At 41.3% G+C, this 26774-nt stretch carries 26 protein-coding genes; 20 read left to right on the forward strand and 6 right to left on the reverse strand.

Features of this window, described 5'->3' with window-relative positions; genetic code table 11:
* Window positions 1-37: 37 nt before the first annotated feature.
* From AC1XUE_RS25385 to atpD, 4 genes are all read right to left on the reverse strand, one after another.
* Window positions 38-1003, reverse strand: a complete 966-nt coding sequence (locus AC1XUE_RS25385) for an HNH endonuclease (RefSeq protein WP_483358799.1) — start codon at window positions 1001-1003, stop codon at window positions 38-40.
* 41 nt (window positions 1004-1044) lie between these two features.
* Complete coding sequence (dndC, locus tag AC1XUE_RS25390; RefSeq protein ID WP_483358800.1) at window positions 1045-2391, reverse strand: DNA phosphorothioation system sulfurtransferase DndC; 1347 nt, start codon at window positions 2389-2391, stop codon at window positions 1045-1047.
* A gap of 178 nt (window positions 2392-2569) precedes the next feature.
* Window positions 2570-2812, reverse strand: a complete 243-nt coding sequence (atpC, locus tag AC1XUE_RS25395; RefSeq protein WP_483358801.1) for an ATP synthase F1 subunit epsilon — start codon at window positions 2810-2812, stop codon at window positions 2570-2572.
* Window positions 2813-2889: 77 nt separating this feature from the next.
* Entirely contained in the window at window positions 2890-4413 is a 1524-nt protein-coding gene (atpD, locus tag AC1XUE_RS25400; RefSeq protein WP_483358802.1) for a F0F1 ATP synthase subunit beta, read from the reverse strand.
* Between the two features lie 349 nt (window positions 4414-4762).
* On the opposite strand from atpD, the gene AC1XUE_RS25405 reads away from it, so the two are divergent.
* From AC1XUE_RS25405 to AC1XUE_RS25430, 6 genes are all read left to right on the forward strand, one after another.
* Window positions 4763-7426, forward strand: a complete 2664-nt coding sequence (locus AC1XUE_RS25405; RefSeq protein ID WP_483358803.1) for a tetratricopeptide repeat protein — start codon at window positions 4763-4765, stop codon at window positions 7424-7426.
* Between the two features lie 48 nt (window positions 7427-7474).
* Window positions 7475-7927 (forward strand): hypothetical protein, encoded by a 453-nt coding sequence (locus AC1XUE_RS25410; protein ID WP_483358804.1) that lies wholly within the window; start codon window positions 7475-7477, stop codon window positions 7925-7927.
* A gap of 42 nt (window positions 7928-7969) precedes the next feature.
* The gene (locus AC1XUE_RS25415; RefSeq protein WP_483358805.1) at window positions 7970-8680 is read left to right on the forward strand and encodes an ABC transporter ATP-binding protein; all 711 of its coding nucleotides are present in this window, start codon (window positions 7970-7972) and stop codon (window positions 8678-8680) included.
* 271 nt (window positions 8681-8951) lie between these two features.
* The gene (locus tag AC1XUE_RS25420) at window positions 8952-9674 is read left to right on the forward strand and encodes an RluA family pseudouridine synthase (protein WP_483358806.1); all 723 of its coding nucleotides are present in this window, start codon (window positions 8952-8954) and stop codon (window positions 9672-9674) included.
* 65 nt (window positions 9675-9739) lie between these two features.
* A complete protein-coding gene (locus AC1XUE_RS25425) occupies window positions 9740-10471 on the forward strand; it encodes a hypothetical protein (RefSeq protein ID WP_483358807.1) in 732 nt (243 codons plus the stop codon).
* A 47-nt stretch (window positions 10472-10518) separates the two neighbouring features.
* Window positions 10519-11280: a hypothetical protein gene (locus AC1XUE_RS25430; RefSeq protein WP_483358808.1), complete on the forward strand. Its 762-nt coding sequence runs from the start codon at window positions 10519-10521 to the stop codon at window positions 11278-11280.
* 64 nt (window positions 11281-11344) lie between these two features.
* Here AC1XUE_RS25430 and AC1XUE_RS25435 read toward each other — a convergent pair whose 3' ends face one another.
* Entirely contained in the window at window positions 11345-11854 is a 510-nt protein-coding gene (locus tag AC1XUE_RS25435; RefSeq protein ID WP_483358809.1) for a hypothetical protein, read from the reverse strand.
* A 147-nt stretch (window positions 11855-12001) separates the two neighbouring features.
* Window positions 12002-12589, reverse strand: coding sequence for a peptide-methionine (S)-S-oxide reductase MsrA (gene msrA, locus AC1XUE_RS25440; RefSeq protein ID WP_483358810.1), 588 nt, complete (start codon window positions 12587-12589; stop codon window positions 12002-12004).
* A 242-nt stretch (window positions 12590-12831) separates the two neighbouring features.
* Between msrA and AC1XUE_RS25445 the strand changes: the two genes are divergently transcribed.
* The 14 genes from AC1XUE_RS25445 (at window position 12832) to AC1XUE_RS25510 (ending at window position 26612) form a co-directional block, all read left to right on the forward strand.
* Window positions 12832-13380, forward strand: a complete 549-nt coding sequence (locus AC1XUE_RS25445; RefSeq protein WP_483358811.1) for a CopD family protein — start codon at window positions 12832-12834, stop codon at window positions 13378-13380.
* Window positions 13381-13637: 257 nt separating this feature from the next.
* Entirely contained in the window at window positions 13638-15059 is a 1422-nt protein-coding gene (locus AC1XUE_RS25450) for an anthranilate synthase component I family protein (protein ID WP_483358812.1), read from the forward strand.
* A 120-nt stretch (window positions 15060-15179) separates the two neighbouring features.
* A complete protein-coding gene (locus AC1XUE_RS25455) occupies window positions 15180-15746 on the forward strand; it encodes an anthranilate synthase component II (protein ID WP_483358813.1) in 567 nt (188 codons plus the stop codon).
* 88 nt (window positions 15747-15834) lie between these two features.
* Entirely contained in the window at window positions 15835-16824 is a 990-nt protein-coding gene (trpD, locus tag AC1XUE_RS25460; protein ID WP_483358814.1) for an anthranilate phosphoribosyltransferase, read from the forward strand.
* On the forward strand, window positions 16821-17411 hold the full coding sequence (locus AC1XUE_RS25465; protein ID WP_483358815.1) for a Uma2 family endonuclease: 591 nt from the start codon (window positions 16821-16823) through the stop codon (window positions 17409-17411). Before trpD ends, AC1XUE_RS25465 begins: the two co-directional genes overlap by 4 nt.
* Before the next feature lie 2 nt (window positions 17412-17413).
* Window positions 17414-18133: a carboxylesterase family protein gene (locus AC1XUE_RS25470; RefSeq protein WP_483358816.1), complete on the forward strand. Its 720-nt coding sequence runs from the start codon at window positions 17414-17416 to the stop codon at window positions 18131-18133.
* Window positions 18134-18138: 5 nt separating this feature from the next.
* The gene (gene trpC, locus AC1XUE_RS25475; RefSeq protein WP_483358817.1) at window positions 18139-18957 is read left to right on the forward strand and encodes an indole-3-glycerol phosphate synthase TrpC; all 819 of its coding nucleotides are present in this window, start codon (window positions 18139-18141) and stop codon (window positions 18955-18957) included.
* Window positions 18954-19604: a phosphoribosylanthranilate isomerase gene (locus AC1XUE_RS25480; RefSeq protein WP_483358818.1), complete on the forward strand. Its 651-nt coding sequence runs from the start codon at window positions 18954-18956 to the stop codon at window positions 19602-19604. Before trpC ends, AC1XUE_RS25480 begins: the two co-directional genes overlap by 4 nt.
* 9 nt (window positions 19605-19613) lie before the next feature.
* Entirely contained in the window at window positions 19614-20813 is a 1200-nt protein-coding gene (gene trpB / locus AC1XUE_RS25485) for a tryptophan synthase subunit beta (protein WP_483358819.1), read from the forward strand.
* 12 nt (window positions 20814-20825) lie between these two features.
* Window positions 20826-21026, forward strand: a complete 201-nt coding sequence (locus tag AC1XUE_RS25490; protein ID WP_483358820.1) for a hypothetical protein — start codon at window positions 20826-20828, stop codon at window positions 21024-21026.
* Between the two features lie 36 nt (window positions 21027-21062).
* A complete protein-coding gene (locus AC1XUE_RS25495; protein ID WP_483358821.1) occupies window positions 21063-21452 on the forward strand; it encodes a Dabb family protein in 390 nt (129 codons plus the stop codon).
* Entirely contained in the window at window positions 21449-22258 is an 810-nt protein-coding gene (gene trpA, locus AC1XUE_RS25500) for a tryptophan synthase subunit alpha (RefSeq protein ID WP_483358822.1), read from the forward strand. Before AC1XUE_RS25495 ends, trpA begins: the two co-directional genes overlap by 4 nt.
* 144 nt (window positions 22259-22402) lie before the next feature.
* On the forward strand, window positions 22403-23095 hold the full coding sequence (locus AC1XUE_RS25505) for a porin family protein (RefSeq protein ID WP_483358823.1): 693 nt from the start codon (window positions 22403-22405) through the stop codon (window positions 23093-23095).
* Between the two features lie 169 nt (window positions 23096-23264).
* A complete protein-coding gene (locus tag AC1XUE_RS25510; protein WP_483358824.1) occupies window positions 23265-26612 on the forward strand; it encodes a DUF4175 family protein in 3348 nt (1115 codons plus the stop codon).
* Window positions 26613-26774 lie beyond the last annotated feature (162 nt).

Below are 26774 nucleotides of genomic sequence, written 5' to 3' on the forward strand. Positions count from 1 at the left end.
TTTTCTGAATTGAGATGAAGTTAGACACTTGTGGTGATTAAACTTTAAAAACGTTGCATTTGTGCCAATTTAGATTCTGAATATCAGGCCAAAAACTTTGATTTTTAGGTAAATTTATCCGTTTTCGATCAAATTTCTTAATCGAATAACCAGTCTCTCCCTCAGTGAACGTGCCGGACACAATTACCCGATAATCTTCATCAACAGAAATCAAACCACGATCGAACGCGCGGTGCAGATTCGGGCATAGTGCAATCCCGTTGGAAATCGTGTCATTGTAACTTTCTGAAAACGGTATGATATGACATGCATCAATCAAAGAAACCTGGACTGTTGCATCTATCCGCATGCCCGAAATACAGCAGGTATAATTGTAAATCTTAGGTATTTCACGTTTAAAAATCCCTCCCCGGATGAATATTTCTTCCTCATCCTGCTGCTTTATAAGTGTTTGAATCTCGCTTCTGTACGCTGCTGCTGGCTCATGTAGGATTTTCTTTTCAATCTCGGAATACTTATCGTTCAGATATTCCTTTTGCTCCACCAGCTGTGCCTTCGTATCCGGAAAATATTCATCCAACAGGAACTCTTTCAGAATTGCATTGCTCACAGGGTTCTTCATCAGGAGAAACAGCTCTTCATCAATCTGAGCGTATTCAACGGCAGCATTCAGGCCAGAGAAGCTCCTGATGCTTGATTTTAAAGAAAGCAAACTTTCATATCCTGGTTTAGGAACAAGTTTCCAGAAAGATTCAGAAGAAAGATGGTAAAATGGAAGAAAAAATCGGCAGTAATGATTAGTCACAACCAGCGAACTCCAATTTGCGGAGAACAACGAAACGATCTCAGGAGTTATATAAATTCGATTCTGCTCAATCAGTGAATTTTGAACAGCTTGTAAAATCGAAAGTAACAGAATGGGCTTATGAGGTGCTGGCCCATGTGACCTGTCAATTCTTAATTTCTTAAACGCAAGAAGATAGCTATGAAGTTGAGAGGTCAATTTAACGGAGAGTAGAAGTTTTCCTTTGTAATATTATGCGATCATGCAACAGCCTGCCGGTTATTCAGCAATTCTTTATGGTCAAGGTAATCGTCCAGAAGTTTTTCTATATCATTCTGCATTCCCCGCTTCTTGACCATAATTGATTTGCTTTTCACCAATTTAACCGCATTTTGAATCAGGTCAAATTGATCCGGGCTATCTGAGCAAACTTCTCTTAACAGCTGTTCTTCTTCCCGCATCTTCAAAACGCGTTTACTCATATCGATATGGGTATTGAATATGCTGTTATAAATATCTGCCACGCTGTTTTTGAAAAGCCCCTCTCTATACCAAATTACTTGTACGGCAATGAGTTCCTGATGAGAAATGAGTTGTAGAGTTTCGCCCTGCTCCTGTTGAATTTCATACTGAGCGTTCAGCAACTTGGTGAGCATTGTGGCTCGTACATCTTCCACATAAGGTCCCCAGGTTTCTTCATCCTCCACATTCTTCGCTTCAAAACGACGACGTTTTTCACGGTTCTCACGAATATCTCTGGATTCAAGCAAATAATCACGAAATTCAACCAGAGGCAACATCCATTCTTCCCCATTGCCTATGAGCCCTTCCATCGACTTATCGCGCTTCACAACCGTACATACCCAACATCCAAAGCGACTATTGCCACAGCTAGGCGTACTCTCATCAATGACAAGTGGACAATCACCTGAATTGGCATTTTTATACAGCGTCACAAGTTCTTTATGCGTTCCACCCCATGGAGGAGAAACCTGCATCATATACTGCCATAACTCACTTGTTTCTATATCGCTGATCGGTGCGTAGACAAAGGCATTTGGAAGCATGTGTTTACGCAACCGTTGTCCCTTAAGAGCATGTTTTTTCATTGATCTGGAACGGGTAGAGCTTTCATCCGTTCTTGTACCCAAAAGAATGATTACTTCACCGCGCTCATCGATTTTACTTTTAATGAATTGCGTAGTAGGGTTGATTTTCAATCGCTCGGTACACCAACGGAAAGAATTATTCGGTGCCGGATAACCTTTTCCGATCAGGTTTACCCAAAATGTATCTTCCAGCCTTGGGGTGGTTCGCTGCACACGAATAGGCAAGCCTTGCTCCACGGCCGAAATCTCAATCTTCTTTAAGGTAGATTCTATAAACTTAACAATCCTCGGATTTTCAACCAATGTATCGTTACAAACGACATATATTTCCCGTGTTCTTGTCTGCTCAGGTATTTTCTTTAGCGCGTTCCAGATCAGCTGTAAAAGAAGCGTTGAATCTTTTCCTCCACTGAACCCTATAACCCAGGGACGCGGATTTTCATCATATAAATATTGATCTATGATTTCACTTTCAATAAATGGAATTTTAATGGACATGCGCAAAAATAGTAAATACCTTAACCAGGTGATAGTTTACAGCAAATTACTCAAATTTAGTTTATCAAAAAACGAACAATTCATAATGTGTTAACCTACAATAAATTAACTAAGTAAAACAAAAAAAGCCCGGAACCACTTTCGCAGCTCCGGGCTTGTCAAAATTTAATATATCCGGTTATAGTATAGCTTCAGCCAGAACCAGCACCTTGTTGTTAAGCACTTCTACTACTCCTCCGTCGATCGTGTAAGTTTGCTTTGTGCCGCTTACATCCACGACTACATCTCCTTTACCCAATGTGCTTACCAACGGAGCATGACGATTCAATATCTGAAACTGTCCTTCCGTACCTGGTAATGTAACGGCTGTTGCTTCGCCATTAAATACCTTTTTATCAGGTGTAATAATATCTAAATGCATTTGTAAAAGTTTATGAGTTTATGAGTTCGAGAGTTTTGGAGTAAACGCAACTCCTAAACCCATTAACTATTTTACACTTATATTCTGCTGGCAGCTTCTGCAAGCATTTTCTCACCTTTTGCCTGCGCATCTTCAATGGTTCCAACCAGGTTGAACGCCATTTCAGGAAGATGGTCATAATTTCCATCCATGATCAGGTTAAAACCTTTGATTGTATCGTTGATATCAACCAATGTTCCTTTCAAACCTGTGAACTGCTCTGCTACGAAGAATGGCTGAGAAAGGAAACGCTCTACACGACGTGCACGTGATACCACAAGCTTATCATCGTCAGAAAGTTCTTCCATACCAAGGATCGCAATAATATCCTGCAATTCTTTGTAACGCTGAAGAATGTTTTTAACACGTTGTGCGCAATCATAATGAGCGTCACCCAATGTTTCAGCATTCAAGATACGTGATGTAGAATCCAATGGATCCACAGCAGGATAGATACCTTTTTCAGAAACTTTACGGCTGAGTACAGTCGTTGCATCCAAGTGAGCAAACGTTGTAGCAGGAGCCGGGTCAGTCAAGTCATCCGCAGGTACGTACACAGCCTGTACAGAAGTAATAGATCCACGCTTGGTAGATGTAATCCTTTCCTGCATCTGACCCATTTCTGTAGCCAGTGTAGGCTGGTAACCTACCGCAGAAGGCATACGTCCCAAAAGGGCCGATACTTCAGAACCTGCTTGTGTAAAGCGGAAAATGTTATCAATAAAGAAAAGAATATCACGACCCTGACCTTCGCCATCACCATCACGGAAATATTCCGCCATAGTAAGTCCTGAAAGTGCCACACGTGCACGTGCTCCAGGAGGTTCGTTCATCTGTCCGAAAACGAATGTAGCCTGAGATTCTTTCAGTGAATTGTAATCAACCTTTGAAATGTCCCATCCACCTTCTTCAAGGCTGTGTTTGAATGCGTCACCGTATTTAATAATACCAGCTTCGATCATCTCACGCATCAGGTCATTTCCTTCACGGGTACGCTCTCCAACACCTGCAAATACAGAAAGACCTGCATAAGCTTTTGCGATGTTGTTGATCAACTCCTGGATCAATACGGTTTTACCAACACCGGCACCACCGAACAAACCGATTTTACCACCCTTTACATAAGGAGCAAGCAAATCGATTACTTTGATACCTGTGAAAAGGATCTCAGTAGAGGTAGCCAGGTCTTCAAACTTTGGAGCTGCACGGTGGATAGAAATCCCATTACCCGTTTTGTCAACCGGAGTAAGGCCGTCGATAGCCTCACCTACTACGTTGAACAAACGACCTTTGATAGCTTCTCCGGTAGGCATCTGGATAGGAGTCCCCAACGGAGTAACTACCATACCGCGCTGCATACCTTCAGTACTATCCATAGCGATCGTACGAACTCTGTCTTCTCCCAAGTGCTGCTGGCACTCAAGAATAACTCTTTGACCGTTTGTTTTGATGACTTCTAACGCATCAAGAATAGCAGGGATGCGTCCGGCGTCTTCAAACGATACGTCTACAACTGGTCCAATTACCTGTGTAATTTTTCCTGTATTTGTTGCGTTTGCCATTAATATGATTTAGATTATCTTCGATGAGGTTATTTTCAGACCGCAAAAGTAGGAGATAATTTGGTCAGTACCAATAGTTGCCCCCCTGATTTATAGGATATTTTTTAGAAAATCACCCTTTTTTATCTAAAACAGTATTCAAATTTTCAGAAAAGGGCATTCCAAAAATTCTATACGGAACTTTTTGAGAGACTTTCTTTGTAGGGGTTCGCAGGTTCAGAGCCTGTATACCTACATTTCGCTACTCTTTTTACGAATTTGATCTACTGCAACGTTTTAATTTCAATCTTTATAGAAAAACGCAGTAATCTTGTAACTGCTAATTATTAATCCGGTTTAAACCAACTGTATGAAGGAACTCTTTTTCTGGAGAGTGTGGTCAGCCTCCGAGCGCCGGGCTGCCGTTGCTTCCCTGCTGATCCTGTTTTTTGCCATCTTGTTTCTTATCCTGAAAGGTTTTGATCCGCTGTCTAATGTAATTCGCTGGAATGTTCTGAGCGAAGTTTCTGAAATCTCCACCGTTGTAGACATTTTCCAAATCGGGCAATGGCAGTATGGTGTATCTGTTCCATCTCAGCTGGTTACTGAAAATTTCATAGCATCAGTGATGGAAACGAATTCCGTTACAGTTGGGCTATTTTGGTTGTTTTCACTGACAGGGCTGTCTGTTCTCCTTGCCTCACTGACTACACTGCCACGATTCTGGTATCTGTCAGGAATGATCGTATTCATCATACTACTGGCACTGTCCCGGCTGGAAACGTTAAGCATTTTCGGAGAAGGAAGTAGGGTAATGTTCCTCTTTACCACATTTCTTTACGGGGGTATAAGTTACTATTTCCATGCTTTCAGCCCTGAAAGTGGCATTGTTCGTCGTATACTCGCTATGCTTGGTGCCTCTGCTTTGCTCGCAATACTGGTCTTTGTTGCTTCTCCTATGCCTTTCCCGGCATTGGCTGCCGTATCCTACTCCACACCTTTCTGGCTCCTGCTGACGGTCATATTTCTGCTGGTAATATCCACTGAACTGATGGCACTTTTTGTTTGGATCAGTACGAGCGGATCAGGAAAAAAAGGTAAGCCGGCACTCATCAACTTCCTGGTGATCAGTATACTATTTCTGCTGATGCTTACTTTACAATATCTGCGCAATACCAAACAAATTGACTGGAATCTGACACTGATCGGCCCGATATATCTCGCCATTGCTGCAGCTATTGTAGGGATTTGGGGGTTTCAAAAAAGAGCTAATTCTACCGGCGCACTCATGCCATTCCGAAGTTCAGGGTTTTGGTTTTATATAGGTTTATTTATTATTGCTGCTTCATTTTCGGCATTCACGTTCGGAACCGCGAATGACCCTCTGCTGGAAGTATTGGAGGATGTGGTCATCCAGGGGCAGCTTGGTATGAGCCTGTTATTCTTTTTTTATCTCCTGGTCAACTTTTTCCCTTTGTTCAAACAGGGACTCGAAGTACATAAAGTATTGTATAAGCCGATGCGTTTCGGACTAACCCAAACCAGGCTTTTCGGCGTAGTAGCCGTTTTTGTTTTATTTTCGATGCAGCGCTTGCTTCCTCTCAATCAGGGCATTGCCGGCTATTTCAACGGCCTGGGTGACTTATATAGTAAAACCGGTGAATACACACTTGCTGAGCAATATTACAAAATGGCGCTGCAGCAGGAATTTCAGAATCATAAGTCTAACTATGCTTTGGCGTCAATCGCACTCCGACAAGGAGATAACAATGCGGCGGCCTATTACTTCCGCCAGGCACTTCTTAAAAATCCCTCTGCAGAAGCTTATGCCGGTCTAGGTTCAATACTTATTCAGGAAAACCTTTTCTTCGATGCCATTTACAGCTTACAGGAAGGTGTGCGGGCATTTCCTGAAAGCGGAGAATTACAAAATAACCTGGGGATGCTTTATTCTAAAACCAATGTGGCCGATTCCGCCTATTACTATCTTGAAAAAGCAGAGAAAAACAGTAAAAATACAGATATACCTGCTACAAATCTGCTTGCTGTACTTTCAAAAAACACAGATGTTCAGCTACTCGATTCACTGACTTCGCAGTTCAAAGACCGGAAGTATATATCATGGCAGGCCAACTGGCTGGCTGTACAGAATCTAAAACAGCAATTTTCAAAACAGTCTTTTCATAAAGACGCTATACCCAAAGATTCACTGCTGAGCGTAGCATCTTTTGCATATATACAGAACTATGCCTTGAATCAGGCCAAAAACGATAGCACATCATCCTCTACCCTGCAAGCGTTGGCAGTTAAGAACCCGCTGCTGTCTCAGGATCTGTCTTTTACTGCCTTTTATCCTGAATTTTATTCCGGAAATAAGTTGAGAGCTATCGAGACCATCACAGCATGGGCAGAAGATGGGGGAGATAAAGAAAACCTCTACCGGAAAGTAGCAGGCCACTGGTTTCTTCAGTTAGGCTTGTACGAAAAAGCAATTGAGCAACTTTCCATGGTCGAGGGGGAAGAGGGTACTCTGGGAATGGCCATTGCCAATGCACTTTCCGGAAATGATGCTGTGGCCTCTATGATGTTGGATAAGCTTCAGGTAAAACAATCAGCATCATCTTTGGAGCCACTTAGAAAAACCCTTTTATCGACAAAGCAGCCAGCATCCAAAGCTGATACTTTACTGGCAACCGCCAAAAAATCAGGTTTGGGACGGGATTACGATGCAGCTGTACAGGAAAATCCTTTCAGTGGGAAAGTAGTTGCAGCCGCCGCAGATTGGTACCGACAAAACAAGCAGATTCCTAAAGCCTATGGTATAGTTGTAAATGCATTGCGTTTCAATGATTATGCGCCGGAATTATGGGAACAATATACCTACCTGAGCCTGGCGCAGGGACTTACTGACCAAGCTGAAGCGGGAGAAGTGAAGGTAAAACAATATGCCCTGCCCGCCGATTATCAGCAATTTGTGAATCGCTATCAGCCTATGCGCGCACTTATCGAAAAACAAAGAGCAGAATTTAAATGATTTTTTAGCTTAGCAAATAGTTATTGCACCATTGAGCCTGTAAATCTGATGACATTAACGTGGACCAAATCCTTTGCCGGAAGTGAATACCGTATTTTCAGAGGAAAACTGATTGTCGGATTGTTCAAGTCCAGTTTTTGGAAAGGAAATGCATACGGGGAATTGAATGGATACATGGTTACTTTCAGGCCAAAAGGGTTTTTCAAATCCGGTACCTTGATATTTGATATTGAAGGAAAAAAACAACTTGGCAGCATCACTTACAGCTTTTGGAAACAACGGGCGGAAATCAAATATGAGGATGAGTTTTTCATTTTTCAGTATACCACCTGGACACATCAGAGCTGGGAGGTAAAGAGAGAAAACGATCTCGCCCTGTTTAAGTCTATGGGATTCTTGAAAAATAAAGGTGAAATAAATTCAGAAGATATTCCCGGAGCTGTAGTGCTAGGCGCTTTTTATGTACATGGCTATTTCTCGCGCATGAATAAGTCGGCCTGATTAATTTATTGATAGTTAGTTATCTTACCATACCATTACATCATGAAAATTATTGAAACAACTGATATTTCACGCCGATATGTAATGGGTAGTGAAGTGATTCAGGCCTTGAAATCAGTAACTATTTCTGTAAACAAGGGAGAGTATGTGGCTTTTATGGGACCGTCTGGCTCGGGTAAATCTACATTGATGAATATCATCGGCTGTCTTGATACTCCTTCGACGGGCCGCTATATCCTCAACAATAAGGATGTAAGTGATATGACGGAAAGCGAACTCGCTGAAATACGCAACAAGGAAATTGGGTTTGTTTTCCAGACTTTCAATCTTCTGCCGCGTATGTCTTCACTTGATAATGTGGCACTTCCACTGATCTATGCAGGTCTGAGTAAGGCAGATCGTACCGAAAAAGCCATGCTATCCCTGAAAAATGTCGGACTGGAAAACCGTGCAGGACACAGGCCTAATGAACTTTCCGGCGGACAGCGCCAGCGCGTGGCTATCGCCAGGGCCCTTGTGAATGATCCGAGTATTCTGCTTGCCGATGAACCTACCGGTAATCTGGACTCAAAAACATCTTACGAGATCATGGATCTTTTCGATCAGCTATATAGCAAAGGAAATACGATCGTCATGGTTACGCACGAGGAAGATATAGCGCATTATGCACACCGTGTAGTGCGTCTCCGCGACGGACTTGTAGAATCTGACACCATTAATCCGAATCCGACCAAGGTAAGCTCTTTCGTTTAAGAAGCTTACCGAAATAAATAGATTCTCTACCTTTGCAGAATAAAAACCGTCAGAGGTATAACAGATTACATGAAATCCGGATAAATTACTGATGCTTGGTAATTTATCCGGATTATTTTTAGTTAAAGTCTTTGTATAAAGCTTGCTGACTATGTTATACTCACCTAAAAAATGCTCATTTACGATAGTAAACTGCGCTTTTTTAGCTTTCGTAACCTTGTCATCAAACTTTCTTCTGCAGACTTTTGAATTGCTATTAGTATAAAAATTTATGAAGATTAATTTTAAAGACCTTATCATATTTGAAAATGACGACTTTTTGCTCGTCAATAAACCTCCTCATTTAGCAACCCTGGATGAAAGAACTGCTGATCGGGGAGGAAGTTTGCTGAGGCTTGCCAAGGAACATAATCCTGAATTACAAGCCGCACACAGGCTGGATAAAGAGACTTCTGGTGTACTGGCCTTTGCAAAAAATCCGGCAGCTTACAGGCACCTTGCTATGCAATTTGAGCACAGAGAGGTGACCAAGCGTTACCACGCTGTAGCCAATGGCATTCACAATCTGGATAGTATTTCGGTATATCTGCCCATTCTTGCTCTTAAGAATGGCACGGCTGTGAAAATCGATCGCTCAGAAGGGAAGATGGCTGAAACCATTTTTAATACACTACAAGTGTACAGAGGGTATACATTGATCGAATGTATACCCATTACCGGCCGTATGCACCAGATCCGCATTCACTTGTCCTGCCTCAAAGCACCGATCGTAAACGATCCTCAATATGGCGGAGAACCCATCTTCCTTTCAGGTTTGAAACGCAAATTCAACCTAAAAAAAGATACAGAAGAACAACCTCTCATCCAGCGTGTTGCACTTCATGCTTACGCGCTGTCATTCGCATTGATGGATGGCGAGCGCATCATGGTAGAAGCGCCGTATCCCAAAGATTTTGAAGTGCTTGTCAAACAATTGAATAAGTTCGGCGTATAGTCTTAGCATGATTTTAGTAGGGATGGACTGAGAAATCAGTCCATTTTTCATTTAAAATTACCGCTATGCTCATCCAAATACTTCGAAAAAAATCACTTTCAGCACTTTGTCTGTCGATGACTTTATCGACAATGACCTATGCTCAGAACACTTCTAAAAATGATGTGATTCTGAAGCGCGACAGTTCCAGAATCCAGGCTTTGATCACCCGGATGACCAATGAAAAGATCAATTACAGGGATCTTGGAACCGCAGACAGTACAGATGCTTACATTTATATGGACCAGGTTGCGAAAATTTATTTTAAAAATGGAAAAATACTGAGTGTTAGGGATTCTGTTTTAGCGTTTGCCAGTCCGCCAGACTCGGTTGGCCAGTATGCGGACCTCTCTAATTTACCAAAAAATAAGTTCGACAGAGATGTTGTTATGGCGAATTCGGATCAATTGAGGGATAAGCTCCGTTACTATAGCGATAAAGCCATAGACGGGAAAAGAGGAGCCATTGTATTCACTTCACTGGGAGTCGCTTCTCTTGTCTCCGGACTGATCGTTGCAAACACCGGATCAGATCCTGATAACAAAAGAATAGGTTATCCGCTGGCCATAACCGGAACAGTTGTTGGAGGTGGCCTGGGATTGCTCACTTTCAACAATTATAAAAGAAACAGCAGAAAAGCTCAAAAAGTAAACGAAGAACTGGAAAGAAGAAATCAACCCCTTACGATTTTAAAGCTAAGTCCTTCTTTCAACCCGTTAAATAACTCAGGCATGCTCGCGTTGCGGATATCTTTTTAATTCTTGTAATTGCACGAGAATTAAACTTCCTGTCTATCATAAACTTTATGCTGAGTCTACTTTCTCGCCTGCAACGAGGTACACTATTATTGTTACTTCTCTTATTGACTCCTACCGTTAGTGCGCAAACAATTTCCAAAACTGATACAATTATATTTCGTAATGATTCGAAACTGGAGGTAGTGATCAAAGAAATTCAGAAGCATGCAGTAAGCTACAAAAAAGCAAATGACCCTCAGGGTCCAGTCTTTACAGTTAATAAATCAGAAATAGCACGAATACATTATAGCAACGGAGGGGTAAAAGTTTTCGATGAGCAGGAAGAAGCCTACTTTGAATTCAGCAACAGCAAAACTACACGGGCAGCTACGCCATTTCAGAAGGGAGAAAAATTTTATAATCTACCCATTAATACGGTCCAAAATTGGCAAACAGAACAGTTGCAGACCAATTATCATTTTTATCTCAAAAAAGCAGATGCCTACAAGAAAATGGGAACGGCGGGTGCTATTGGCGGAATTGCACTGACGGGTGCTGGTATTGGGTTAATGAGTGGAGCAAGTAGCTCCATCAACTCATATAATGGATTCAACCAATTTTTGGGAGGATATATGATATTCCTGGCAGGGGTCGGAGCCGGTATACCCCTGACGATCATTGGATTTGTTAAAAAGAAAAGCTATACAAAAAAAGCGCTACTTGTCAGAGAAGAATTAAGGAAGCGAAATCAATCGTTTGGTTTCCGTGTAACTCCGGTAGTCAATCCCACTACACAATTCGCCGGGATGTCTTTGAAGATGACCTTCTGACACAGACATATAAAAGCCGGCTTGGAATCACTTCCAAGCCGGCCTTTATTCGTTTCTCTAATTCCTAGAATTTGAAGGTAACACCTGCTTTAAGAGGTAATACATTTGTACCTCCCGATAGCTCAGCAAATACCCCTATAGCAGGTTTAAAGTAATATCTCGCTCCCGCAAAAGCTCCGATTACTATGGATGACCCGGTATAATAACTATTTCCGTCAATACTGAAACCCAAAGTAGGACCAGCATATAAATCAAGCTCGTTGATTGTCAGGAAGTGCTTTCCGTAGTGATATGAACCTCTGGCTGCAATAGGTACGGAAGTATAACTTTCTCTGAATCCGAAACCACGATAAGTATAGAAGTTTATATCCGCCTGAGCTCCTACACTGATAAAATCATGAACACCATATTCGAAAGACGCACCAACTGCGAAACCTCCGCCGTAGAAACCATATCCTCCAACACCAATACCGGCGTTCAATAATTTATCTCCTTTCTCGAATTGGGCAAAAGCTTTTTCTGACGTTACGCTAAACAAAGCAGCAACAACAAGCATTAATAGAGTCTTTTTCATGTCTGTGATTTGATTATTAAAATTTACTAAGGCACAAAGTAAAATCATTTTTTACGATGTCTCAAAACTTATGCCACCGATACTTATTATACGGATTAAATTTCAAACAAGCGGCTGACGCAAATTGCACCAGCCGCCTGCAAGACATTAAATATTCTTTCTTAACTTCTCTTTAAACACTTTTTTAAACTTATCCAGCTTGGGTGCGATCACAAACGCACAGTATCCCTGATCCGGGTTATTGGCATAGTAATTCTGGTGGTAATCCTCAGCAATAAAGAACTTTACAGCAGGTGTAATTTCAGTCACAATAGGTTGGCCATATGCTCCGGATTTATCCAGTTCAGCCTTTGCTGTTTCCGCAAGCTGTTTCTGCTCTTCATTATGATAGAAAATAACAGAGCGGTACTGGGTTCCAACATCATTTCCCTGGCGATTGAGTGAAGTAGGGTCGTGACTGCGGAAAAAAGCTTCAAGCAAGTCCGCGTAAGTAATCACTTTGGGGTCATAAGTCACTTCCACACATTCAGCATGACCTGTTTCTCCGGTACAAACTGCTTTGTAAGTTGGATTGGGGTCATGACCTCCGGAATAACCTGAAACCACTTTTTTAACACCATCCAGGGATTCAAGGACCGCTTCTGTACACCAAAAACATCCAGTTCCGAAGGTGGCCTTTTCAGTTCCGGCAGTACTTACATTTGTTTCATCCAGAGCAACTGTTTCTTTCTCCATTTTTTTTTGTTGTTTTTTATCCGATTGTGCACAGGATATAGCAACCATGCCACACAAAAATATAAAAGTAAAAAGCGAGATGGTTGTTTTCATTGGCTTGATCATTAAATTATACAATTGATAAACACCCACAGATTGAAGAAAGTTTATTCTTTCCGTGACAGATTATTTACGAAATTTGCCATTAAAAAGATTGCACCCCTCTACATCGGGAAGTATATCGCTCTCTGTTCACCATCATCATGACGTATCTCCATTTCAAAGCACTCCATATTATTTTTGTAGTCAGCTGGTTTGCTGGCTTGTTCTATATACCCCGGTTGTTTGTTTACCACACAGAAGCAAATACCAAACCTGAACCTGAAAGAAATATATTAATTGCCCAGTTTATCAAAATGGAGATGCTGCTCTGGAAGGCCATCATGGTTCCTGCTGCCTGGCTGGCTGTTCTCTTCGGTGGAATTCTTATTTATATCACGCCGTCCTGGCTGGAGCAGGGGTGGATGCAGCTCAAACTGCTATTTGTAGCGGGACTGGTAGTTTATCATCTTTTTACGGGAAAAATTCGGAATGAGCTCAAAGAAGGGAAGTTTCGTTTCACTTCTTTCCAGCTCCGTCTTTATAATGAGGTGGCCACTATATTTCTATTCTCAATTGTATTTCTGGTCGTTCTTAAAAATACAGTGGATTGGCTTTGGGGAGTACTTGGACTTATCACATTTGCCGTGTTAATGATGACTGCAGTACGAATGGTGAAACGAATACGGGAAAAGGGTAAAACAGAAAAATAAACAAAGACAGAAAGTTTTATAATTCTTTCTTGAAAATCTCAAATCCGTTTACTTATCTTTGTGAATAGAGAAAAAGGTCGCAAGACTCAAATAATATGAATTTCACATTTAATACTATTGGTTGGTGGCGCGGACGTCTGAACAGGATGGACCGGTAACCGCTATTTCATGGTATAGAATGAAAAATATACTTTCCTAATGGCCCGCTGTCCTTCCGATAGCGGGCCTTTTTTGTTATTTATTATTCGATTTTTGAAATGAAAACTTTGACTAAAAATTACCGTATAACTACCAGTTATAAAAAACTGCTGGCAGATACGCTCACACCCGTATCTATTTATCTGAAACTGAGAGACCGATTCGTTAATACGATTCTGTTGGAAAGTTCAGATTACCACGGCAATGAAAACTCGTTTACCTATATCTGCTGTGATCCGGTAGCTTCGTTTAAGCTGAACAACAGCCATGTAAGCCTTCACTTCCCGGATAATACAGATGAGCAGTTTGATCTCGAAAATCCAAAAGATGCGGTACAGGCGCTATACGGTTTTGCTCAAAGTTTCTCTTCGGAGAAAAGTGCTTTTCCTTTTATTACCAACGGTCTTTTTGGTCATATGACCTACGATGCAGTATCGTATTTTGAAGATATTCAGATCCAGCCTTCCAGCCCTGAAACGGAAATAGATCAGATCTTTTATCAGGTATACCGCTACGTTATAGCCATCAACCATTTTAAAAATGAACTCTATATATTCGAACACCACTACGAGGGAGGAGACGAAGGTACAGGGCTCGATCAGATTGAAATCCTGATCAAAAACAGGAATTTCCCCAAGTACGATTTCAAAATCGTGTCTGATGAAACTTCGAATGTGACAGACGATGAAATGCGCTCTACTATAAAGCAGGGTATTGACTATTGCCTTCGTGGTGATGTATTCCAAATCGTTCCTTCTCGTCGTTTCAGCAGAAATTTCCAGGGCGATGAATTCAATGTGTACCGTGCCCTTAGATCCATCAATCCGTCACCCTATTTATTTTATTTCGATTACGGCAATTACAAAATATTTGGCTCATCCCCGGAGAAACAGATATTTATCAAAAATGGTCAGGCTGAAATACATCCTATTGCAGGCACTTTCCGACGCACCGGCGACGACCAGGCCGATGCAGAAGCAGCTCAGGATTTGTTAAATGATCCGAAAGAAACAGCAGAGCACGTGATGCTGGTAGACTTGGCACGTAACGATTTAAGCAGAAGTTGTGATGCTGTAAAAGTGACCAATTATAAGGAAGTCCAATATTACTCTCACGTCATTCACCTGGTTTCCAAAGTGGTAGGAAAAATGAACGAGCATGTAAATCCATTACAACTTGTTGCCGATACATTTCCGGCTGGAACGCTCACCGGAGCCCCCAAGCACAATGCGATGAAACTTATCGACGGCATGGAAAATACCAATCGGAGCATTTATGGTGGTGCGATCGGTTTTATGGACTTTAATGGAGATTTTAATCATGCGATTGCCATCAGAACCTTCCTCAGCAAAGATAATACGCTTTTTTACCGAGCAGGGATGGGTGTGGTTGCCAAATCGGTAGTAGAAAGCGAGTTACAGGAAATCAACAGCAAACTGGCTGCGCTTCGTAAGGCGATAGATTTTGCGGAGGAAATATAGAATAGCTATCGGCTGCCGAGAATTCAATTTGCAAATTTCAGAAGTAATATTAACATTAAATAACACAGACTAACAGCCCAGGCCGACCGCCTATAGCTGAAAGCCGACAGCCTAATAAACATGAAAATCCTTGTTATAGACAACTACGATTCTTTCACCTACAATCTGGTGTATATCCTGCGCGAACTGCACGATCAGGTTGATATCTTCAGGAATGATAAAATCACACTGGAAGATGTCGGCCAGTATGATAAGATATTATTATCTCCGGGCCCTGGAATCCCTTCGGAAGCGGGCATTTTACAGGATGTGGTTCGCCAATATGGGGCAACGAAAAGCATACTGGGTATCTGTCTGGGGCACCAGGGAATAGGGGAGGTTTACGGTGCCGAACTGGAAAATATGTCCGATGTATTGCACGGCATCAGCGACACCGCCTTCGTAACGGATTCAGAGGACCGGCTTTTCAAAGGTCTTCCGTCAGAAATTAAAGTAGGCCGCTATCACTCCTGGACTGTGATTCCTGAAACATTTACTGATGATATTAAAATTACCGCTGTGGACGATCAGGGAAGAGTGATGGGATTATCTCACAAAACCTATGACGTAAAAGGTCTGCAATTTCACCCTGAATCTGTACTGACTGAATACGGAAAAGAAATGCTGAAAAACTGGTTGGATATATAACCATAACCCTTATGAATGATCACTTTGCAACAGGAAATATCATTCAAAATGTTCTTTATCCTTTATCAGGAATATATCCCAATATGAAATGAAAGCTATTTTAAGTCATCTGTTTGAATATAAGGTTTTAACAAAACAACAAGCGAAGGAAATCCTGATTGGTATCAGTTCAGGTCAATATTCGAATTCAGAAATTGCCTCTTTCCTGACCATTTACGCCATGAGAAGCATCACAGTAGAAGAGCTGGAAGGCTTTCGTGATGCAATGCTGGAAATGTGTCTGTCCGTTGATCTTTCAGTTTATGATCCCATAGATGTGTGCGGCACAGGCGGAGACGGAAAAGATACTTTTAATATATCTACTCTTTCCTGTTTTGTAGTAGCCGGAGCGGGTCAGAAAGTAGCCAAACATGGAAATCACGGTGTATCCTCACTGTGCGGTTCTTCTACCATTCTGGAATACCTGGGGGCTAAATTTACCAACAAAGCAAGCATACTGGAAAAACAGATAGATCAAGCTGGCGTATGCTTTTTACACGCTCCGCTATTCCATCCTGCTATGAAAAATGTAGCACCTGTGCGACGTGAACTGGGTGTAAAAACCTTTTTTAATATGCTCGGCCCCATGGTCAATCCGGTGTCGCCGCAAAAGCAATTGGTAGGTGTTTTCAGCCTTGAATTGGCACGCCTTTTTGCTTATCTTTACCAACAGACGGATAAGCAGTTTTTGGTCCTGCATGCATTGGATGGTTACGATGAAGTTTCGCTCACAGGATCTTTTAAAATCATTACAGCGCATACCGAACAAGTGCTTACACCATCACACCTCGGACTGGATGTGCTGCGTGCGGAAGAGCTTTCGGGTGGAGATACAGTAGAGGCATCTGCCAAAATCTTTATGAATGTATTGAATAACGAAGCCACCGATGCGCAGAAACAGGCAGTGCTCGCCAATGCATCCCTGGCGTTGTATTGTGCTAACCCCGGCCTCACGCTGACGGATGCAGTAGCAACAGCCAGAGAGTCATTGGAAAGTGGAAAGGCGCTGCAAAGTTTCAAGAAATTGATTGAGTTATGATAAAGAGCCTGGATCAACTGGATATTAACAAAACTTACAGCTACGCCGATTACCTTAAGTGGCAGTTGGAAGAGCGTGTGGAGTTAATAAAAGGAAAAATCTTCAAAATGTCGCCAGCTCCTGCAAGAAGGCATCAGCGCATTTCAGGTGTTTTTCAGGGAGAGCTCTATAAGTTTCTTGACAACAAAACCTGCCAGGTGTATTCAGCTCCATTCGATGTAAGGCTTACACCGCTTAAAAATGACCAGAAAGATAAAATTTATACCGTTGTTCAGCCAGATATCTGTGTGATTTGTGATCCTTCAAAGCTGGACGATAGAGGGTGTATAGGAGCTCCTGACTGGATTATCGAAATACTCTCTCCGGGAAATTCTCAAACTGAAATGAAAAACAAATTTGAGGTTTATCAGGAAAATGGAGTAAAAGAGTATTGGATCGCCGATCCTACGAGTGAGGTAATATTCGCCTATATTCTGAAAGAGAATCGAAAATATGTTGGTTTACAGCCTTTTGTACTGGAAGACAATATAACAAGCTATATTTTCCCTGATTTTAAATTAAGTGTTGCAGCTGTTTTCAAAGATTGACCATGACATTCTGTTTCAAAGCCTTTTCATTGCTATTGGTATTCACACTTAGTTTGCATACGCAAGTTGATGTAAACGCCATGGATGGTGGTAAGAAAGAAAAAAAGAAATATGAATACCTGCTGTATACCCCGAAAAATTACCTGCAATCCGGTAAAAAATATCCGCTTGTAATCTATCTGCACGGAAGTTCACAAAAAGGTGACGACCTGAATAAACTGAAAGCATACGGTTTACCACAAATGGTTGCCAACGGCGAAGATTTTGACTTTATTATTGCTTCTCCACAATGCCCTTCCAATGCATCATTATGGTCTTCTGAAAATTGGTTTGAGCCGTTGTTTGCTGAACTTACCTCCAAGCTCCGCGTAGATACTGACAGAGTGTACCTTACAGGAATCAGCATGGGCGGAGGAGGCACCTTTGAAGTGGCAAAGGAAAATCCTGATACATTTGCCGCATTGGCTCCTTTGTGTGCCTGGCAAAGTACAGCAAAGGATATTTGTAAGTTAAAAAATATACCGATCTGGACCTTCCACGGCACAGCCGATGATATTGTCCCGATCTCACAAACGAAGGAAAAAACGGAAAAACTGGCCGCATGTGGAGGTAACATCAAATTTACTCCGCTGGAAAATGAAGGACATGCTATTCAATGGATCTACGCGGACAAGACTAAATATCGTATTCTCGACTGGATGCTAAGCCAAAAGAAAAAATAAGGCACATGAACATATTAGAAAAAATAATTGCCCGTAAGAGAGAAGAAATTGCTGCAGCTCAGAAAGTAAAATCTATTACTGAACTGGAAAAAGAAGTATTGTTTACACGGAAAACGGTTTCACTGGCAACTGCTTTAAAACAAGCACAAAAGCCAAGAATTATATCTGAATTCAAAAGAAAATCGCCTTCCAAAGGTGTGATCAACGGAGCAGTTGATCCGGCAAGGGTTACGAAAGACTATGTGAATGCCGATGCTGTTGCTTTATCAGTGCTTACGGACATTGATTTCTTTGGAGGCTCATTCGGTGATTTCGCAGCTGCCCGTCAGGCGAATCCGGAGATACCTATGCTCAGAAAGGACTTCATGGTTGACCCGTATCAATTGTATGAAGCAAAAGCAATCGGAGCTGATGTTATTCTTTTGATTGCGGCCTGTCTTACACCACAGGAAGTAATATCAATGAGTCAAAAAGCACATGAGCTCGGGCTGGAAGTTTTGTTGGAAGTACATAATGAGGAAGAGCTCAAAGAAAGCCTTTGCGACAGCATTGATATTGTGGGCGTTAACAACCGCAATTTAAAGACCTTCGACACCTCTATCGAAACTTCCATCGCTTTGAGTGAACACATCCCGGATTCTTTTGTTAAGATATCAGAGAGTGGCCTGAAAGATGCTGAAACCATCCAGCAATTATATCAGCATGGCTACAAAGGCTTTTTAATTGGTGAAACGTTTATGAAAACCGTGAATCCTGGAGCAGCACTTGCAGATTTACAAAATGAATTATCTCAGTTTAGTAATCAAAATCCTCTGGTTCTATGAAAATAAAGGTTTGCGGAATGCGCCAGCAAGGCAACATTGAAGAGTTAGTAGCTTTGAAACCTAACTTTATCGGGTTTATTTTCTATGAAAAATCACCCCGTTTTGCCGGTGAAGAATTGAGTGAGGAGTATGTTAAAACTATTCCAAAGGACATTAAAAAAGTAGGTGTATTTGTAAATGCCAATCCGGGATACATTCTGGATATGGTTAAGAAATATAATCTGCAGTATGCGCAGTTGCATGGAAATGAAATGCCTGATATGTGTCGGAGTCTTCGACAGAAAGGCGTAAATATAATTAAGGCGTTCTCTATCGATGAGACTTTCAACTTTGCCATGCTCAATAATTACAAATCTTTCTGTGATCTGTTCTTATTTGATACAAAAGGTGATCAGCCGGGTGGAAATGGAAAAGCGTTTGACTGGAATTTGCTTAAAAAGTATGATAATGAAAAACCATTTCTTCTGAGTGGAGGAATTGGACCGGATAACATAGAAGAAGTTATTCAACTGTCAAAGTCGATGTCCATTTATGGCATTGATGTAAACAGTAAATATGAGACAGAACCAGGCGTAAAAGATATATCAAAACTGACAGAGCTTTTCGGATTGGTGAGAGTAAAGGAAGAGGAAGAAGCAGAAGTTTAAACAATCGCAATGGAATCAGTAGCAGAAAAAAATTCATATCAGGTTAATAACCGTGGATACTATGGCACGTTCGGTGGAGCATTCATTCCGGAAATGTTGTATCCCAATGTAGAGGAATTACGTGAGAACTATCTGAATATCATATCAGATCCAGCTTTTCAGAAAGAATATGACGATCTTCTTCGTCATTATGTGGGTCGCCCTACACCTTTATACCGTGCCAACCGATTGTCGGAAAAGTATAAGACCAATATTTTCCTGAAACGTGAAGATCTTTGTCACACTGGCGCTCACAAGGTGAATAATACCATCGGGCAGATACTTTTGGCTAAAAGACTGGGAAAACAACGTGTAGTTGCTGAAACTGGTGCAGGACAGCACGGCGTGGCCACCGCTACGGTGTGCGCGCTGATGAATATTGAGTGTATCGTGTACATGGGTGAGCTTGATATAGAAAGACAAGCTCCGAACGTAGCGCGTATGAAAATGCTGGGTGCAGAGGTTCGTTCTGCTACGTGTGGCTCAAAAACATTGAAAGATGCGACCAATGAAGCTATGCGTCACTGGATTAACAATCCTGTTGATACGCACTATATTATTGGTTCAGTTGTTGGTCCTCATCCGTATCCGGATATGGTTGCGAGATTTCAATCTATTATTTCGGAAGAAATGAGATGGCAGCTTAAAGAACAAACCGGAAAAGAAACGCCTGATTACGTAGTAGCATGTGTGGGTGGAGGAAGTAACGCAGCTGGTGCATTCTATCACTTCCTGGATGAAGAGACGGTAAAACTGGTAGCAGTGGAAGCAGCCGGACTAGGGATTGACTCAGGTCATTCCGCAGCCACAACAGCATTAGGCAAACCAGGTGTATTGCACGGTAGTCGTACTATTCTGATGCAAACCGAAGATGGACAGGTTACAGAGCCTTTTTCTATCTCAGCAGGTCTGGATTATCCGGGAATTGGCCCACAGCATGCACATTTATTTGCAAGCGGACGCGGTACATTCTTATCAGCGACAGATAAAGAGGCGGTTGAAGCTGCTTTTGAGCTAACCAGGCTGGAAGGGATTATTCCTGCGCTGGAATCTTCTCATGCCCTTGCCGTGCTGAACCGCCTTGGTGCTGCCGCTCATGAAAATGTGATTCTTAACCTTTCAGGGAGAGGGGATAAGGATATGGCAACCTACATGAAATACATCGATTAATCAATATCAATCATGGCAACACTTACACTACCCGAAGTATTTGACTTGCGTCTTCAAATTCAGATACTGGAAAAAAAAGTAAATTCCGGCGAATTATCACTCTTTGAAAGATGTGATCTGGAAGACGAAATACTGGAAATGAAGGAAAAACTAGGGGAATTTGACCGGTTGAAATTCAGTGATGAAGGAGAATGCCTGAATTGCTCTGCATAAGTTTTTATATAATTTAAACCTTAATCTTTACCACCAATGAAATTAAGATTGCTTTTTCTGGCCAGCTTGCTGATGATCGGTTCTATGGCCTTTGTTTCACCTAAAAATACACCGCCTAAAAAGATGCTACGTCACGTTGTATTGTTCAAGTTTAAAGATTCTGCAACACCTGCACAGGTAAAAGAAGTGGAAGACGCATTCCGTAAGCTCCCATCTAAAATTAAGGAGATTAAAGGATTCGAATGGGGAACTGAAAATAGTCCGGAGGGACTTTCGCAGGGTTTTACCCATGTTTTCTTTGTTACCTTTGATAGCGAAGAGGGACGCGCAGCATACCTGCCACACCCTGAACATAAAGCATTTGGCAAGGTACTCCAACCATATCTTGATAAAGTACTTGTTGTTGACTATTGGACTAAGGAATGAACCGGATAACTAGCTTATTTAAAACTGCAGCTGAAACTGAAAACGATGGATTGCTGAATGTGTATTTTACAGCTGGCTTTCCAAAGCTTGATGATACCTTGAAAGTGCTAACTGCCCTACAGGAAAGTGGAGCAGACCTGGTTGAAATCGGCATGCCTTATTCTGACCCTGTTGCAGACGGAGAAACCATTCAGCATAGCAATGATATTGCATTGGAAAATGGCATGTCAGTACGTATCCTGTTTGAGCAGCTGAAGAACATGCGGGAAACCATCACTGTTCCTGTTTTACTAATGGGATATATTAATCCTGTTCTACAATTTGGTATACAGGCATTTTGTCAGCAATGTGCAGAAGTGGGTGTGGATGGATTAATTCTTCCTGATATGCCTATGGACGTATACGAAACTGAATATAAGCCGCTATTTGATGCTTATGGTATTCTCAATATTTTCCTTGTAACACCTCAGACCTCAGAAAAGCGGATCAGACAAATTGATGAAGTAGGAGAGGGTTTCATCTATACAGTTTCTTCCGCCAGCGTCACAGGATCTCAAATTGGGGTAAGCTCTAATATGGAATCTTATTTCGAGCGCCTGAATGACATGAACCTGAAGAATCCGAGATTGATCGGATTTGGGATAAAGGATCATGCGACTTTCAGTAAAGCTTCCCAATATGCTGCTGGTGCCATTATTGGCAGTGCGTTCATCCGTGTTTTAATGGAAAGCGACGATCTTGTAAATGATATCAAAACATTCGTTTCTGAAGTAAAAAACAAGCCACTTACAGCAGTAGAGGCTTGATTAAAAGACCAGAAGAACTAGGTGCTGTTGGCATCAATTTTGTAAAAAGCAATCCGTCACCGGGTTGCTTTTTTTATTTTACTCTTATTCCGTATAAATATGATATTCAGGACAATACTTATCACCTGCTTACTACTAAGCACTATGAGCAGCTTTGCACAGTTTAGCCTCGATCTTGAACTTGGGCTTATAACCGGTACAAACTATAATAAGGTAAGAATTCCAAATTCAGGCGGTACCATTGTCAATCTTGCTGATGAGCTATCCATCAAGCCTAAGGCATTTTACAGACTAAGAGGTTCTTATACAATAGCGGGACGTCATACTATTTCTGCTTTGTATGCCCCGCTCACAGTAACATACAACGGAGCCTTTAATCGGGATATCAATTTTAATTCAGAGTTATTCCAACAGGGGTCACCGATGGAAGTTTTTTATAAATTTAATTCCTATCGTCTTACCTACAGATATGATTTTGTGAAAACAGGGCGATGGAGGGTAGGAGCAGGACTTACCGGCAAAGTAAGAGATGCCGATATCCGCTTTAAGAATGATGCTCAGGACACCCATTATGATAATCTGGGATTTGTGCCTCTGATTAACTTTTATGCTGCCTACAAGCCATCTTATCGGTGGTCTTTCATTCTGGAAGGAGATGCACTTGCCTCAAAATTTGGTCGTGCTGAGGATATTTTTGCTGGTGCAGCGTATCAGATTAATTCAAAACTTGGTGTGAAGCTAGGCTATCGTGTAGTTGAAGGTGGTGCAGATGTTGAAGATATATACAATTTTAATTGGATCAACTATGCATCAACAGGTTTGCTAGTGACTTTTTGATTCCTGCATTGTAGCAAAAATGGTGATATAACAAGATGAAATCGGCTGTATTAAAAGGATTAGAGACAAATAATGTTTAAATTACTTCGTTTTACCTCATAAGAACAGTATATAATTTTACTTTCTGGGTAAACATTATTTGGGCAATTCAGTATTTACCTCTATACCTATGACACCTTTCACACCGGCTATGGAAGGCCTGATGCAACGCATCCAGGAATACCGTCAGAAATACTATCAGAATCAACTACTCAAAGGAAGTATACTTTCAATAGTGCTTCTTCTAACAGTTTATCTGCTTTTCAATACACTTGAATACTTTGGCAGATTCAGTTCTGGTGTAAGAGGAATGCTGTTTTTTGGCTTTCTGGCCATTATTATTTTCTCCCTTATTCAATGGGTAGTTCAGCCTCTGATTCACCTCATAGGCCTCAAAAAGCCTATTTCCGATGAACAGGCGGCAATTCAAATAGGTGAATATTTCCCGGAAGTAGGTGATAAACTCGTTAATACGCTCCAATTACGGAATTTATCAGGCGTACAGTCAGATTTGATTGATGCAAGTATCAGACAGAAGTCCGGTCAGCTGCTGATTGTTAAATTTTCCGATGCAATTCATTTCAATGAAAACAAAAAATGGCTTCGGTACGCAATTTATCCTATTGCTGCTATTACAGTGATTCTCCTTTTTAATCCATCATTTTTTACCTCCAGCTCCGACAGAATCATCCATTTTCAAAAAAACTATACTTACGCCCCCTTTTCATTTGTACTTGAAAATAAGAGTCTTAAAGCGTTCCGAAATGAGGACTTTGAACTGAAACTTAAACTAAAGGGTGATGCGCTGCCACAAGCTGTTTATCTGGTTCAGAATGGAAGTCGTTTTAAACTCAATCCTGCTGAGGGTCAAACTTTTACCTATACATTCAAAAATTTACAGCGTGATGCCGTATTCTCCTTTGATGCGGCTGGTTTTGTTTCAAATGAGTATAAAATAAAAGTGGTTGAACGGCCATCTCTTCTATCATTTGATGTCAATCTGCATTATCCTGCATACCTCAATAAGCCTGCTGAAAGCCTGAGTAGTGTAGGCAATTTATCAGTGCCGGAAGGAACAACCGTAGAGTGGAACTTTAACACCTTATCTGCCAATTCACTAGCACTCCGTTTTGATGAGGATTCGGCATTTTTTAAAGCGAAGGAAAGTGGTGATGGTCATTTTGAAATCCGTCGCTCAGCTCGTAAATCATCCCAATACCAAGTACTCATAAAAAATGAGGAAGCTGAAAACGCAGATAAAATTGGTTACTATATCAATGTTATTCCGGACAAAACGCCCATTCTGAACCTGGAAAACTTTCAGGATACTACATTGTATAATTATCTAGTGCTAGGCGGATCCATCAGTGATGATTATGGTTTCTCCCAACTTAAACTGTTTTATTCGGTACAACGCGAAAAACAAGATAAGCCTTCTGCACCGAAATCTATACCGATCCCTTTCAATAAAACTGTTAATACACAGAGTTTCTTTTTTCAGTGGTATGTAGACAGCCTGAAGCTCACACCCGGTGACAAAATTGAATATTATGCCCAGGTATGGGATAATGATGGTGTAAATGGTCCAAAAAGTGCCCGCTCCAGATCCATCCAATTTACTGTCCCTTCCAAAGATAGAGTAGAGGCAGAAATTAAAAAGTCGATTCAAGATACCGAAAATCAGATGCAATCGGCCATGAACAAAGCCAAGAGTCTGGAAAAGGACCTGAACAGCCTGGACAATCGCCTTAAAAGCAATAAGGAACTTGATTTCAAAGAGCAAAAGCAGGTTGAAGACATTTTGAAAAAGCGTGAAGAGTTAATGAAGGAGCTTCAGGCAATTCAGGAAAAGTACCAAAACAGCAATGATAAAGCGCGTCAATTCAACCAGCAGAGCCCTGAGCTCCAGAATAAAATAGATCAGCTCCAGAAGCTCATGAATGAGCTCATGGATAAAGACACTGAGAAAATGTATAAAGAGCTCAAAAAGCTGCTTGAACAGAAACAAAGTGAAAGGTTATCATCTCTGATGGAAAAACTGAGAAATAAGGAGCATAACATGGAAAAAGAGCTGGAACGTACAATGAAACTGTTTAAGCAAATGCAGCTTGAACAGAAAATGGAAAATCTGGTAGATAAACTGAATACACTGTCTGAAAAGGAAGAAATTCTGTCTGAAAAAACACTTGACAAGGATAACATTAAGAACGAAAACGATAAAAAAGCACAAAACGACGAGCTTAAAAAAGAGCAGGAATCTATCCAAAATGAATTTGAAAAGACAAAGGAAGAGTCCAAGGAAGTCGAAAAGCTCAGCGAAGAACTTGAACAACCTGTTCAAACTCCACAGGAGGACCAAAAAAAGGTTTCAGAGGAAATGAAAAAGAGCAATGAGGCACTAAGCAAACAGGAAAATAAAAAAGCGTCAGAAGCGCAAAAAAAGGCTGCTAAGTCCATGAAGGAAATGGCCCAGGCAATGGAAAGTGCTATGGAAGGTGCTGAGATGGAGCAAATGCAGGAAGATATGGATGCGCTCAGAGATATTTTGGAAAATCTTATTACGCTATCATTCGATCAGGAAGCACTGATGAAAGACTTCAGGGGAGTTAGTTTGCAGGATCCCAGATTCGTGAAACTCGGTCAGCAACAGCTCAAACTGAAAGATGATGCAAAAGTGGTGGAAGATAGCTTATATGCCTTGGCTAATCGTGTAGTACAAATACAGTCATTCATTACAAGGGAATTGAATGATATGAAATCATATATGGATGAAAGTGTAAAAGGAATCAAAGACCGGCAAATTAATATTGCCACATCAAAACAGCAGTTTGCCATGACGTCTATGAATAACCTGGCACTCATGCTAAGTGATGTATTTAAGCAGATGCAGGAGCAAATGGCCATGGCTATGCCCGGAATGGGAAAAGGCAAGAAGGGGAAAGAAAAAGGCAAACAAAGTGGTGAAGGTATGGGTGAGCGCCAGGATAAATTAAATGGCGAGATGAAAAAGCTCGGGTCCGGTAAAGAGGGCCAAGGAGGAAAATCTGAAAAACTCGCGAGAATGGCTGCGGAGCAGTACGCTATACGCAAAGAAATCGAGCGAATGATGGAGTCTCTGAAAGGTACGGAAGCAGGAAAACAAATGAGTAAGGAGCTGCAGGATCTCGCACAGAAAATGGATCAGAATGAAACAGATCTTGTAAATAAACGCGTTTCCCCTGAATTGATCAAAAGAAATCAGGAGATAACAACACGTTTATTGGAAGCAGAAAAAGCCATGCGAGAACAGGACGAAGATGAGCAACGTAAAGCCCAGGCTGCAAAACATTTGCCCAGACAACCTCCTGCAGAATTTGAAAAATACATCCGCGAGAAGCAAAAACAGACTGAACTACTGCGGACAATCCCACCGACATTCTCCCCGTTTTATAAGCGCGAAGTAGATACGTACTTTAGAAAATACCAGGCAAAGAACTAATTTTTCGTCAAGAAAGATTGAATAAAATATACACTTGGGTATGTCGAAAAATCTGCCCGGTGATCTTTGTCGGATACTTAGTATCTTTGCAGGTTTCATAAACTTGAAATTGATTGCCATCTACCAATTCAATATGTAACCGATAGTTACATAATTTATTAT

The sequence above is a fragment of the Dyadobacter sp. HNCC25DJ187 genome, from assembly GCF_056895255.1.